General features: G+C 62.1%; 12 protein-coding genes. 7 read left to right on the top strand and 5 right to left on the bottom strand.

The window, feature by feature from the left end; all coding sequences use genetic code 11:
* Window positions 1-43 precede the first annotated feature (43 nt).
* Genes LXM55_RS02555 through LXM55_RS02545 form a run of 3 tightly spaced genes read left to right on the top strand, consistent with a single transcriptional unit; the run spans window position 44 to window position 2,865 of the window.
* Entirely contained in the window at window positions 44-724 is a 681-nt protein-coding gene (locus LXM55_RS02555; protein ID WP_233318322.1) for a C39 family peptidase, read from the top strand.
* Window positions 725-772: 48 nt separating this feature from the next.
* The gene (locus LXM55_RS02550; RefSeq protein WP_233318320.1) at window positions 773-1,513 is read left to right on the top strand and encodes a hypothetical protein; all 741 of its coding nucleotides are present in this window, start codon (window positions 773-775) and stop codon (window positions 1,511-1,513) included.
* Window positions 1,514-1,560: 47 nt separating this feature from the next.
* Window positions 1,561-2,865: a hypothetical protein gene (locus LXM55_RS02545; protein ID WP_233318318.1), complete on the top strand. Its 1,305-nt coding sequence runs from the start codon at window positions 1,561-1,563 to the stop codon at window positions 2,863-2,865.
* Window positions 2,866-2,936: 71 nt separating this feature from the next.
* On the opposite strand, the gene LXM55_RS02540 is transcribed toward LXM55_RS02545, so the two are convergent.
* Window positions 2,937-4,262, bottom strand: a complete 1,326-nt coding sequence (locus tag LXM55_RS02540) for a sigma-54 dependent transcriptional regulator (RefSeq protein ID WP_233318316.1) — start codon at window positions 4,260-4,262, stop codon at window positions 2,937-2,939.
* A gap of 354 nt (window positions 4,263-4,616) precedes the next feature.
* On the opposite strand from LXM55_RS02540, the gene LXM55_RS02535 reads away from it, so the two are divergent.
* Window positions 4,617-4,883 carry a hypothetical protein gene (locus LXM55_RS02535; RefSeq protein ID WP_233318314.1) on the top strand — a complete coding sequence of 89 codons (267 nt, stop codon included), beginning with the start codon at window positions 4,617-4,619 and terminating at the stop codon, window positions 4,881-4,883.
* A 164-nt stretch (window positions 4,884-5,047) separates the two neighbouring features.
* Here LXM55_RS02535 and LXM55_RS02530 read toward each other — a convergent pair whose 3' ends face one another.
* The 4 genes from LXM55_RS02530 to paaY all read right to left on the bottom strand — a co-directional run bounded on the left by LXM55_RS02530 (window position 5,048) and on the right by paaY (window position 10,199).
* The gene (locus LXM55_RS02530; RefSeq protein ID WP_233318312.1) at window positions 5,048-7,195 is read right to left on the bottom strand and encodes a phosphocholine-specific phospholipase C; all 2,148 of its coding nucleotides are present in this window, start codon (window positions 7,193-7,195) and stop codon (window positions 5,048-5,050) included.
* Window positions 7,196-7,337: 142 nt separating this feature from the next.
* Window positions 7,338-8,348 carry a poly(ethylene terephthalate) hydrolase family protein gene (locus LXM55_RS02525; RefSeq protein ID WP_233319018.1) on the bottom strand — a complete coding sequence of 337 codons (1,011 nt, stop codon included), beginning with the start codon at window positions 8,346-8,348 and terminating at the stop codon, window positions 7,338-7,340.
* A 273-nt stretch (window positions 8,349-8,621) separates the two neighbouring features.
* The gene (gene paaX / locus LXM55_RS02520) at window positions 8,622-9,545 is read right to left on the bottom strand and encodes a phenylacetic acid degradation operon negative regulatory protein PaaX (protein WP_233318310.1); all 924 of its coding nucleotides are present in this window, start codon (window positions 9,543-9,545) and stop codon (window positions 8,622-8,624) included.
* A gap of 45 nt (window positions 9,546-9,590) precedes the next feature.
* The gene (gene paaY / locus LXM55_RS02515) at window positions 9,591-10,199 is read right to left on the bottom strand and encodes a phenylacetic acid degradation protein PaaY (RefSeq protein WP_233318309.1); all 609 of its coding nucleotides are present in this window, start codon (window positions 10,197-10,199) and stop codon (window positions 9,591-9,593) included.
* A gap of 427 nt (window positions 10,200-10,626) precedes the next feature.
* Between paaY and paaG the strand changes: the two genes are divergently transcribed.
* The 3 genes from paaG to pcaF are packed head-to-tail and all read left to right on the top strand — an operon-like array spanning window position 10,627 to window position 13,104.
* A complete protein-coding gene (gene paaG, locus LXM55_RS02510) occupies window positions 10,627-11,418 on the top strand; it encodes a 2-(1,2-epoxy-1,2-dihydrophenyl)acetyl-CoA isomerase PaaG (protein WP_233318308.1) in 792 nt (263 codons plus the stop codon).
* A gap of 38 nt (window positions 11,419-11,456) precedes the next feature.
* On the top strand, window positions 11,457-11,906 hold the full coding sequence (gene paaI / locus LXM55_RS02505; protein ID WP_233318307.1) for a hydroxyphenylacetyl-CoA thioesterase PaaI: 450 nt from the start codon (window positions 11,457-11,459) through the stop codon (window positions 11,904-11,906).
* Window positions 11,899-13,104 (top strand): 3-oxoadipyl-CoA thiolase, encoded by a 1,206-nt coding sequence (gene pcaF, locus LXM55_RS02500; RefSeq protein ID WP_233318306.1) that lies wholly within the window; start codon window positions 11,899-11,901, stop codon window positions 13,102-13,104. Before paaI ends, pcaF begins: the two co-directional genes overlap by 8 nt.
* Window positions 13,105-13,109 lie beyond the last annotated feature (5 nt).

The raw sequence follows: 13,109 nt of genomic DNA, 5'->3' as shown, positions 1-13,109 counted from the left end.
CCGGAAACGGGGCTTTTCCACAGTCTCATCAGGCGTAACGATCATGCGTACTGCGATCATCATTCTACTGTTGAGCCTTTGCGGCCCCGTGTACGCGGCTGAGATGGCCGTGGCCGGACTGGCGGGCGGCGGCTTGATCTTCAAGAAAGTCCAGAGTGTGCGTGAGCGCAAATTCAGCGACATCGTCGAACAGAAAACCGACTTCAGTTGCGGCGCCGCGGCGCTGGCAACCATCCTGCGCCAGGCCTACTGGCTGGATGTCAACGAGGAACAAGTGATCAAGGGCATGCTGATGAATTCGGACCAGAAGCTGGTTCAGACTCAGGGCTTCTCGATGCTTGACATGAAACGCTACGCGGAAAGCATCGGCATGCGCGCCAGGGGCTACCGGATTCCTCCGGAAAAGCTCGAGGCAGTGACCATTCCGGTGGTCGTCCTGATGGAAATTCGCGGCTACAAGCACTTCGTGGTGATGCAGCGGGCCCAGAAAGACTGGGTCTACATCGGTGATCCGGTTCTGGGTCACAAACGCTACACCCATGAAGACTTCGTCAAAGGCTGGAACGGTATCGTCTTTGCCATCATCGGCCCGGGCTATGACAAGGCCAATGCCTTGCTCGACCCGCCCGCCCCGCTGACCGCGAAAAACAAGCTCGACACCTTCTACCCGGTCAAAGACGCGGAACTGATGGATTTCGGTTTCATCCAGAGCGACTTCTTCTAGTAGGAGCGCGTAACGATAAAGGGGGGCAGGACGCTCCGGGAGCAGCAGATGAAGACTTCATACTGGCTGGCGGCGGCCTGTCTGGCAGCAGCGCTTCCAGCCCATGCTGGTTTCAAACCCATCGAAGTTCAGGACCAGGAACTCTCGCAGATGCGCGGGCGTTATGTGATGCCGGGACGGATTATCAGTTTCGGCATCGTCATGAGCAGTACCTGGCGCAATGCCAGCGGCGACCTGATTGGCGCCACCAGCACCCTGCAGATTCAGCAGTCCACCGTCACCCCGCAATTCTATGTCACCACCATCAACCAGACGGGCAACGGTAGTACTCCCGCGCAAGGCACTGGCAACGTGATCGGTGGCGCTGGCCTGGGCACCGGCCAGGGCGTGACCCAGGTGGTGCGCGCCGCCGGTGACGGCAACAGCGCCTATAACAACGTCAGCATCAATGTCAGCGAAGCCAACCAGGCGCCCGGCCTGAGCAACAACCCCGGCCAGGCCCTGCTCAATGGGCAGACCATCACCGGCAGCAACGCCGCCGGCAGTGTCTCGGTGTCGGCGATCAACGGTGGGATCCAGATGGCCATTCTGGCCAGTGCCAACCAGGGCGGCACCTTGCAGCAAGTGGCCCAGGGCAACGTCCTGCAAAACACCCGGCTGCTGGGTAACAGCAACCTGGTCAGCAACCTGACCCAACTCAACGTAGTCCTGCAAAACAACGGCCCCAGCAAGGGGGCACTGGACTGCAACCTGACCACACTCAACGGACTACGCAGTTTGAAATTCTGAGCTACGCTTTTTTCGACCATTGGGGTTCACAAGGGACGGTTTATTTCATGTATCGATCGGTTTCACTGCGCGCAGTTGTATGTTTGAGCACTCTATTTCCGGCGGCGGCCTTGCAAGCGGCGCCTGAGGCGGACGTAGAGACCCTGAAACAAGAACTTCTGGAGCTGAAGCAACGTTACGAAGTGCAGCAGAAGGCGCTGGCAGTGTTGGAGCAACGGGTACGGCAAGTCGAAGACCAACCCGCGGCGCCTGCTCCCAAGCGCTTGGCAAAATCACCCGCCGACCTGAAGGGCAATCAACAGGTTGCCGGCAGAGGGGCCGCAGCAGCGTCAGGGGGCGCTGCGGGTGGCGGGGCCAGCTACGGCCAGTCGCTCAAGGATGATTCGACGCCGGCGCAAAGTGTGACCAACCTCTACGACGAAGCCAGTGGCTTCTTCGGCGGCGGCAAGTTCAGTGTCGAGACAGGCATCACCTATGCCCGCTACGACACCCGCCAATTGACCCTCAACGGCTTTCTGGCCCTGGACTCGATCCTGCTGGGCAATATCAACCTGGACCGGATCAAGTCCGACACCTGGACCCTGGACCTGACCGCCCGCTACAACCTCAACAACCGCTGGCAGTTCGATATAAACGCGCCAGTGATCTATCGCGAGTCGACGTACCAGTCAGGGGGCGCCAACGGCGGCAGTGGCCAATCCACATCGGAAAATACCGTCACTCGCGACCCGACGCTGGGTGATGTCAACGTCGGGGTCGCCTACAAGTTCCTCGACGAATCCGACTCCCTGCCTGACGCCGTGGTCAGCCTGCGGGTCAAGGCGCCCACCGGCAAGGACCCATTCGGTATCAAGTTCATCAAGCCGGACCCCAGCAACAACAATCTGGTGGTGCCTGAAAGCCTGCCGACCGGTAATGGTGTCTGGTCTATTACCCCAGGCATCTCCCTGGTCAAGACGTTCGACCCGGCGGTGCTGTTCGGCAGCCTGTCCTACACCCACAACCTGGAGGAGTCGTTCGGCGATATCAGTTCCAACGCCGGCGAGAAAGTCCCGGGCAAGGTGCAACTGGGAGACAGCTTCCAGATTGGCGCCGGGGTAGCCTTCGCCCTCAACGAAAAGATGAGCATGGCGTTCTCTGTGTCTGACCAGATACAGAAGAAGAGCAAGCTCAAGTACAGCGGTCAGGATTGGCAATCGGTGACCTCCAGCGATGCCAACGCCGCCTACTTCAACGTCGGCATGACCATTGCCGCCACCGACCACCTGACCATCGTGCCCAACCTGTCCCTGGGCATGACCCAGGACGCGCCGGACTTTACCTTCAGCCTGAAGTTCCCGTACTACTTCTGATCCAGTGGCTGAAAACGCCAAGGCCCGCGGCGATTCCCCAATCGTCTCGGGCCTTGGCGTTTCTCCCCGCCCTAGCGGATCTGGTGCTTGTGCAGCAAACGGTAGAAGGTCGGGCGCGAAACCCCCAGCACCCTCGCCGCAACGCTGAGGTTGTCGCTGTGCCGGTTCAGCACATCACACAACGCCTGGTGTTCGGCCCGGTGTTTGTAGTCTTCGAGGGTGCCCATGGGGGCGTCATGGGCGGGCAGGCCGAGCAGCCCGAGGTCGCTGGCCTGGATCTGCCGGCCCTCGGCCAGCACCAGGCCGCGCCGGACCCGGTTGGCCAGTTCGCGGACATTGCCCGGCCATTCATGCTTGCCCATGGCCATCAGCGCGTCCTCGCTGAAACTGCGTGGCCGGCGTCCGGTTTCCTGGCTGTATAAATGCGCAAAGTGGCTGGCCAGCATGCCCAGGTCGCCATGGCGTTCGCGCAGCGGCGCAGTGATCACCTGCAGCACATTCAGGCGGTAGTACAGGTCCTCACGGAAACGACCGCTGATAATCGCCGCCTCCAGGTCCACGTGGGTCGCGGCCAGGACCCGGACATCCACGGGAATCGGCTGACTGCCACCGACGCGCTCGATGTGTTTCTCCTGGAGAAAGCGCAGCAGATTGGCTTGCAGTTCCAGGGGCAGGTCGCCGATTTCATCAAGAAACAAGGTGCCGCCATGGGCCGCCTCGATACGCCCGATCTTGCGTTGATGGGCGCCGGTAAACGCCCCCTTCTCATGCCCGAACAGCTCGGACTGGATCAGATGCTCGGGAATCGCCCCACAGTTGATCGCCACAAACGGCTTGTCGTGACGCTGGGACTGGCGATGCAGGGTGCGCGCCACCAATTCCTTGCCGGTGCCGCTTTCACCGCGGATCAGCACCGGCGACTCGGTGGGGGCCAGTTTGCCCAGCAGCTTGCGCAAATCGCGGATCGGCCGGCTGTCGCCAAGCAATTCATGCTCGGGCTGGTCCACATGGATCGAGCCCTGGCCGCGCAGGCGCGCCATGCCAAAAGCCCGCCCCAGGGTCACCTGGACCCGGGATACATCGAACGGCAAGGTATGGAAATCGAAAAACCACTCGCAGACGAAGTCACCGACCTTTTGCAGGCGCAGCACTTCCTGGCTCAAGACCGCGATCCACTCGGTGCCGCTGCGGCTGATCAGGTCCTTGACCGCTTCCGGGCGTTCCAGGTGGAAAGGTTGCAGGCGCAGCAGGCCGACATCGCAGCTGCGTTCGCGGGCGGACTCCAAGTCACAGCTATCGACATCCCAGCCTATGGTGCGCAATCCGGGTAACAACCGATGGCAGTCGTCACAAGGATCGACCACCAGCAAACGGCGCTGCACGGGGGCTTCAAGCATGACTGTTCCTTGGCGCCAGAAATAGGAAAAGTTATTAGAAACAGTGGTTTGGAAAACCTGGCTGTAACATTAGCAAGAACTTGACGCTGCTATGTATCAATTGCTTATAGTGTCGATTGCCAACAGAACTAACACGGGACTTTAATCAGCCGCCCGAGCGACTGATTGTCGCAGTGTTTTACCCCAAGCCCCGCAACTAAGGGCTCTGCCACAAGGCTCATGCGCGAAAGTTGTAAAAACTTGTTTTTCCGTGTGACCCGGGTGCTACCTCGATGCATCAGTACAAGTAACCAGCCGAACGGTAAGCCCAACCGACGGCACATCATTTGATTGGGCACACAGAGAGAAGACCCCATGAACGCCCCGCTCCGTATCAACGAAGCACTTTTGATCGCCGACCGCGCATTCCAGCCTTTCCAATGCGTGGCCTGGGCTCCACAGGACGGTAACGGCGAACTCAGCCTGACCGTCATCGACCGCACCAGCACCCGTATTGGCCACACCCAGATTCCCAGCAGTGCCTACTCCGATCCAGCCCAGCTGGAAGACCTGCTCAAACAGGCCCGCGCCGAACTGAGCCAGGAAGGTTACACCTTGCAGTCCTGGGCAATGCCCAAGTAAGCGATGCTGTTAACGGATCACCCGGACGGGTGATCCGTTATTTAAAGAAACAACTAAGCACGCTATCTACTTAGTCTTCCCCCACAACTTTACCTTCCCGGTATTAGTTGCCTTTGTCGTTACCCTTCCTGACGATTGCAATACCCGCACTGACACCGACGGCCTTATGCCCGGCCCATCAACGGGTCACTGATACTGTGCTGGCCATTTTCCAGGCGCCCGGCAACCCGGCGCAACCAGCCACCGTCACTGCGCAGCGTCAGGTCATACCAGCCGCCGCTGCTCTGGCAGGCAAATACCTGACGCACTTCTCCCCTGGCTGGCACCGACAAGGTCCAGGGCCCCTGCTGGGTATAAGGGCAACGATCGATGCTGATCGACACCGCGTGCTCGCTCGGATTGCTCAAGCTCAGCTGCAACTGATGGCTGGCGGTGGTCACCAGCAGTTCAGGCTGCAGCACTTTCAGATCGCCATGAAAACTGCGGTGATAACCGTTGGGGCCGAGCACCCAGAGCTGATAGCGCTCCAGCACCGACCAGCTGTCCTGCAACGCCTTGCCGGCCTCCACGGTATAGCGACGGGGAATTTCGCTCAGGTGCAAGGCGTCATAGACATGCAGCACCGCGCCCTGCTCTCCGGTGTTTTGCAGGCTCAGCGACAGGGTGCGCGCCCTGGAGTCGACCCGGCTGTCGACATGCAAGCGATAGGGCAACGCCCGCGAAGGCCGGGCCAGGCGGTTCTGTTCCGGCGCCCATTGCTGGCCGGCGGCAGGCAATGGCACCGGCAGCAGCTTTTCCTGGCGTTGGCGCAGGCTGTCAGCGGCCTGCCGAGTGGTGGTCTGCAACGCCGGAAGGGTCTCGTGGTTGGGATCGACAAAGTTGAAGGCCGAGGTCAGGTCACCGCAGACCGCTCGACGCCAGGCACTGATGTTCGGTTCCCGCACGCCAAAACGCTTTTCCAGAAATTGCAGCACCGAGGTGTGATCGAACACCTGCGAGTTGACCCAGCCGCCACGACTCCAGGGCGACAGCACCAGCATGGGTACGCGCGGCCCCGGCCCGTACACCCCGCCGTCGGGCAAGGGCTGCTGGGTCGAACCGGCGGGCGCCGGATGGGTGAACAACTCGTTGTCAAAGCCCAGGGTGGACTTGCCGGCAAAGCTGCCGTCCTTGCGCCGCGAAGGCGCGGATGGCGACGGCACATGGTCGAAGAAACCGTCGTTCTCATCGTAGGTCAGCAGCAACACGGTCTTGCTCCAGACCTCGGGATTGCTGGTCAGCGCCAGGAGAATCTCCTGGGCGAACCAGCCGCCCTGCACCGGGCTCGAAGGCCCCGGGTGCTCGGAATAGGCCGCCGGCGCAACGATCCAACTGACCTGGGGCAACTTGCCAGCCTGCACATCGTTGCGAAAGCCGCCAATGATCGCCTCCAGGTTGCTGCCAGTGCTGGCCGGCAAGGTGTTGCCATTGCCCTTGTACAGAGGCGCCAGCGCATTCAGCGCATCACTGTAGGGGACGAAGGCGTTGAAATCCTTCGGCGGCTGGGCCGGATTGCCTACTTGCACGCTGGCAGCACGGAAGCGGCGGAAGCCCGCCAGCGGGTTGTCGCCAAAGTTGTCCGGCAGGTGTTGATAGACCTTCCAGCTGACGCCCTGCTCTTCCAGGCGCTCGGGATAGGTCTTCCAGTTGTAACCGACATTCGCCGGCCCCGGGCCATCCCACTCGTTGACCACCGCCGCCACCTGGTCGGCACTCGCGCCATTGCTGCCGGTCCAGAGAAACAGCCGGTTGGGGTTGGTGCCGGCGTGTACCGAACAGTGATAGGCATCGCACAGGGTAAAGGTGTTGGCCAGGGCGAACTGGAATGGCAGCTCCTGCTCGCGGTAGTAGCCCATGGAGGTGTTGGTCTTGTGGGTCGGCCAGGCGTTCATGCGCCCCTCGCCCCAGGCCAAGTGCGCATCCGCCCAGGTATGCGGAGTTCCGCTGACCCGCTGGGCATTACCCTTGCTGCTGTCCAGGTGATAAGGCATGACCAGCCGGCCCTTGCCTTGCTGCTCCCAGATGTCCCGCTGACCGCTCAAGGGAATGGTAAAGCGGTCGCTGAAACCGCGAACCCCGGGAAAAGTGCCGAAGTAGTGATCGAACGAGCGATTTTCCTGCATCAGGATCACCACGTGCTCTACGTCCTTGATCGTCCCGGTGCGGTTGTTCGCCGGTATCGCCAGGGCTTGGCGAATGGAGGCCGGCAAGGATGAGAAGAAAGAACCGATAGCAGCTGCCTGCAATAGCTTCCTGCGTGAAAGGCTGGGCATGGATGATTGAGTCCTTGTGGTTGCCGCGCGAAACATAACGCTCTAAGCACGGTATTCATTTCATAACAATGCAGTGACATTGTTATTGCAGTGACTTCATGGCTAGCCCATGGCCACGTCAATAACGCAGCACGCCACCGCATTATTCAAGGCTATCGGCCACCTCATTGCGCTGCACCCGAAGCGGGTTGAATAACAGGCGAATGAACTGTGGGTCTCGTGCCAACTTGTAGTCTTCGCCGACAAAGTACTCCTTGGCAGCCGGATCATTCCTGCCGATATATAACAGCCAGGCCGTGGTAATACCGGCAAACTCGTTTTCCCTGATACTTCTGACCGGGCTGAAATGCGTGGCGTTGTGGGCGGTGGCGCTCCAGCCGGGTACCGTCTTGATCAGCCCACCCTGCCACAACCGCGGCCAGGCCCAGGCCGGGACCACCACATCGGCCGCTCCAGTGAGCACCAGGGTTGGCGTCTTCACCGTGGATCCCAGCCCGATCGGCCCGGGCTCGATCGGCAACGCACCGATGTAGCGCAGTTGCGGGTCAATCGCCTGCAAGGTTTCCGGCAGCAAGCTGGCCGACAGGATCGACGCCCCGCCGCCCGCCGAATGCCCCGCCACAATGGTGCGCGACAGATCGACCTTGCCGAACAAGGGCGAACTCGGGTCCTGATTGAGTTTGCTCAGCTCCAGCGCCCCCAGCACATGCATGGTGGGCGCGGTATTGATGAAGTCGGCGGAAATAATCACGATGAAACCGTAGCTCGCCCACAACCGTAACAACTCGGTGTATTGCCCCTGGTTGGAAAGAATGCCGCCCACGAAGTTGACCACCGGCAGCTTGTCCAACTGTTTTATAGAGGTGGGGTAATAGACGCTGGTTGAAATCGGGTTGGAAAAACCATAGGGGAACGACTGATTACATTGAATGCTGTTGTCCAGCAACATGACCCTGGCCAATACCCCCAACAGGCCACGACAATCACTCAGAACCGCATTGGTACTGACTGCATAAGGCCCGGGAGACTTGGCATATTGATCATTCGCCAGCCCCAGCGCGGGGACCAGTTGCGAAGCCATGGCCAAGCCGCCGCCAGTAACAAAGATAAAACCCAGGCATAACTTCGCAGCCAGACTGCGTATCCGCTTCATTGATAATTCCTTTATCTGTCCGCTTTCCCTGCAAGACCGAATACCTGTGCCTGGCCATGCTCCCTGTATCGTGCAACATGCAAACTTCAAGCGCCGACCATTCAACTGCAACAAGGCTGAAACACTGCCGGCTTAGTTGCACAAATGACCGTCACGACCCTAATCAGGCCAAATTGGCAGGTCAATGATTATTTGGCAGCCGGGTAAATGCCCGGCACGCGTCTCAGCGCCCGGGGCCACACCAGTGGCGAGCCAACCCTCATCGACCGCCGGCTAAACCAGCCCGCCAAAGCGCCGGTAGTAGCTTTCACCGGCATCCGGCAACGGGCCGTCGGCGTTTTCCAGGGCCGTCGCCAGCCATTCTTCGGCCCGCACCTGGATCAAGCGGTAGATATTGCGGCACAACTGGCGCGCCGCACGCCCTTCCCAGTCTCCGGGCAGCAGCTCATCGGGCAGTTGCGGGTCGCGCAGCAACAATTTGCGGTACTCATGAATCAGCAGCAGCCGGGCCAGGAAGCAATCCTCCGGTTGCAGTTGCTCCTGCTCGCGCAGCGCCTGCCAGAGCGGGCGGAACAGTTGGATGAACTCGCTGTAGTGGGCCGCCAGCTCATCGATGTTCCAGCTTTCGCGTACCTGCAGGCGCAGGGCCCTGGAGCCCAGCACATCTTCGGGCGTGGTCTGGAAGACAATGGTGTCTTCCAGGGCGCCAAGCTCCACCAGCGTCGCGGTAATGTCGGCACGATCGCTGCGCGGGCAGGCCAGCAACACCGGCGACATCGCGCCAAACCCCTGCCACTCCAGCTCCTCGCGCACCTGCTTGCGCAGCTCCACGGGCAACTGCGAGAGCATCACCAGGCACCAGGAACCGTCCCAGGCTGGCACCCCGGCGCTGTACACCCGCTTGAAGGCTTTGTCGAAACGCCGGCGCCCGGTCAGGGTCAGGCTGTAGTAGCTGCGCCGACCGACCTTTTCCGCACTCAGCCAACCCTCTTTGCTCAAGCGGAAAATCGACGTACGGATCAAGCGTTCATTGATCCCCATCGGCTCCAGCAACTGAATCAGGCTGCCCAGCCACACCGTGCCGCCGTGGGGTTCGATGGCATCGCCGTACAGGGTAATGATCAGCGAACTGGCGCGAATCGGGGTCTGTTCCTGGAAGCGTTTGATCAGGTGGTTCAGTGGCGCTAGGGACGACATGGATGTACCGGTAGAAAAGGAAGGAATATAACGGGTTTCAGGTGTTCATAGCGGGCCGGGTGATTGCCGAGTCTTGGGGCGAAATGAGCTGTGGCCGATCCGTGGCCGCTCGGGCCCCACCTCCCGCAGCGGCTCACAGGCCTGCATCTGCTCCAGGCAACGCCTGGTCAGCTGTTGATACTCGCGGGTGCCGGCCTGCTTCCAGGCCACTTCAGCATCACTGAGCTGGCGAGTGACCCGCGCTGGCGCGCCCATGACCAGCGATTGCGCAGCGCACTCGAAGCCGGCCTTGACGAACGCCGCGGCGGAAACGATGCAGCGGGGCGCAATGTGGGCGTTGTCCATCACCACCGCATTCATGCCCACCAATGCATCGGCGCCGATCCGGCAGCCATGCAGCACGGCGCCATGACCTATGTGGCCATTGCGCTCGACCACTGTATCGCTGTCGGGAAAACCATGCATGACGCACGTATCCTGCAGGTTCGCCCCCTCTTCCAGGACAATCCGCCCGAAATCGCCCCGCAGGCTGGCCAGGGGCCCGACATAACAATGGGCGCCGACAATCACGTCACCGATCAGCACCGCTGAAGGATGCACATAGGCACTGGGGTCGACCACGGGGGTCAATCCATCGAGGCTGTAACAGGTCATGGGGAGGTTCCTTGAAGAGCCCGACACCTGGGCGGCGAACAATGAGGTGAACTTCGACAGCATTCTGTATCAGATTATTCGCCAGACACAAGGCAGATGGATCCGCCCGCGGCCCGCCAAGGCTCACTGCAGGTGCTTGCCACGCGACGCCACAGCGGCGTTTCAAGCGAAATATCGGCTTCCCTCCGCCTTTCGGCCAGGGGGAATACATCGGCAAAAACAAAATATTAAGACACATTAATGATGCATAGCTATTGATTTTACGTATCACGTTGGCGATATACTCGACGAAAACCGGCCACCCGCCATTCCAATAATCGAGCCGAGAACCGGCCACCCCGAGGACATGCACCATGCCTCACTTCCTTGCCGCGCCAACGCCCGCCGCTGGTATCCGGCCGATCCCCCAGCCCGGAGCGCCTCGACCATGAACTTCAGCACCATCCTGTTCTCCATCAGCGAGGGCGTGGCGCTCCTCAGCCTCAACCGCCCCGAACAGCTCAACAGCTTCAACCCGCAGATGCATGGCGAGGTCCAGGCGGCCCTGGGCCTGGTGCGCAACAATCCGCAGGTCCGGGTCCTGCTACTGACAGGCGAAGGCCGCGCTTTCTGCGCCGGGCAGGACCTGGGCGAACGAACGGTCGCGCCCGGCGGCGCCGCGCCGGACCTGGGAGCGTCCATCGAAGCGTTCTACAACCCGCTGGTGCGCGCACTGCGGGACTTGCCGCTGCCGGTGATCTGCGCGGTCAACGGCGTGGCCGCCGGCGCCGGGGCCAACCTGCCGCTGGCCTGCGACCTGGTGCTGGCTGCACGTTCCGCGAGCTTTATCCAGGCGTTCTGCAAACTCGGGCTGATTCCCGATTCCGGCGGCACCTGGCTGTTGCCGCGCCTGGTGGGCATGGCCCGAGCCAAGGCGCTGGCCCTGCTGGGCAACCGCCTGAGCGCCGAACAGGCCGAGCAATGGGGGTTGATCTATCAGTGCGTGGACGACGCGCAATTGCGCGACCAGGCCCTGAGCCTGGCCCGACACCTGGCCACCCAGCCCACCTACGGGCTGGCCCTGATCAAGCGCAGCCTGAATGCCAGCCTGCACAACAGCTTCGATGAGCAACTGGACCTGGAGCGCGACCTGCAGCGCCTGGCCGGGCGCAGCGAAGACTACCGCGAGGGCGTCAGCGCCTTCATGGAAAAACGCAGCCCGCGGTTCAAGGGCTGCTGAACATGGGCGTACCCACAGCCTGAAAGGGAGGCTTCTGCATGACCGAACATGACGCCATGGAACTGGCCCGACGCTGCGCCCAGACCCTGTTCGAACGCGACCAGGCCAGCAATGGCCTGGGCATGCGCCTGCTGTCGGTGGCCCCCGGCGCCGCGCGCCTGGGCATGAGCGTGCGGGCCGACATGCTGCAAGGCCATGGCACGTGCCACGGCGGCTTCATCTTCGCCCTGGCCGACTCGGCCTTCGCCCTGGCCTGCAACAGCCATGACCTGGCGACGGTCGCCATGGGTTGCAACATCGACTACATCGCCCCGGCGCACCTGGGAGACACCCTGACCGCCGACTGCCTTGAACAGCACCGCGGCGGCCGCACCGGGCACTACGCGGTGCGCATCGAAAACCAGCAGGGCCGGCTGATTGCCCTGTTCCACGGAAAATCCTACCAAGTGCGCGGCCCAGTGCTGACACCGGAGACCTGCCATGAATGACGCGCTGATCATCGACGCCGTACGTACTCCCATTGGCCGCTATGCCGGCGCCCTGAGCGGCGTGCGCGCCGACGACCTGGCCGCCATTCCCCTGCGGGAGTTGATGCGCCGCCATCCTCAGGTGGACTGGAACGAAGTCGACGATGTGCTCCTGGGCTGCGCCAACCAGGCCGGCGAGGACAACCGCAACGTGGCACGCATGGCGGCGCTGCTGGCCGGGCTGCCGGTGAGCGTGCCGGGCAGCACCCTCAACCGCCTGTGCGGCTCGGGGCTCGACGCCATTGGCAGTGCCGCCCGTGCCATCCGCAGTGGCGAAACCGGGCTGATGCTGGTCGGCGGCGTGGAATCCATGTCGCGGGCACCGCTGGTGATGGGCAAGGCCGAGAGTGCCTTCTCGCGTCAGGCCGAGCTGTATGACACGACCCTTGGCTGGCGTTTCGTCAACCCGCTGATGCAGCGCCAGTACGGCATCGACTCGATGCCGGAAACCGCGGAAAACGTCGCCGAGCAGTTCAAGATCTCCCGCGCCGACCAGGACGCGTTTGCCCTGCGCAGCCAGCAGCGTGCGGCGGCGGCCCAGGCCAGCGGCCGTCTGGCCCGGGAGATCGTCGCGGTGAGCATTGCCCAACGCAAGGGCCCGCCTCTCGAAATCAGCGCGGACGAACATCCACGGGGCGACACCACCCTGGAACAGTTACAGAAACTGCCGACGCCCTTTCGCCGCGACGGCAGCGTCACCGCCGGCAACGCCTCCGGGCTCAACGACGGTGCCTGCGCCCTGCTGCTGGCCAGCCCGGCCCTGGCCCGGCGCCACGACCTACGGGCTCGGGGCCGGGTGGTGGCCATGGCCACCGCCGGGGTCGAACCACGCATCATGGGGATCGGCCCGGTGCCGGCCACGCGCAAAGTGCTGGAGCTGGCCAACCTGGGGCTGGCGGACATGGATGTCATCGAGCTCAATGAAGCCTTTGCCGCCCAGGGCCTGGCGGTACTGCGCGAACTGGGGCTGGCGGACGACGACCCGCGGGTCAACCCCAACGGCGGCGCCATCGCCCTCGGCCATCCCCTGGGCATGAGCGGCGCGCGCCTGGTGACCACTGCCCTGCACGAACTGGAGCAACGCCAAGGCCGCTATGCGCTGTGCACCATGTGCATTGGTGTCGGCCAGGGCATCGCGCTGATCATCGAAAGACTCTGAACCCA

The sequence above is a fragment of the Pseudomonas sp. Au-Pse12 genome (genome assembly GCF_021341665.1).
Taxonomy (GTDB): Bacteria; Pseudomonadota; Gammaproteobacteria; order Pseudomonadales; family Pseudomonadaceae; genus Aquipseudomonas.
This window is presented reverse-complemented; position numbering and strand designations above follow the sequence as displayed.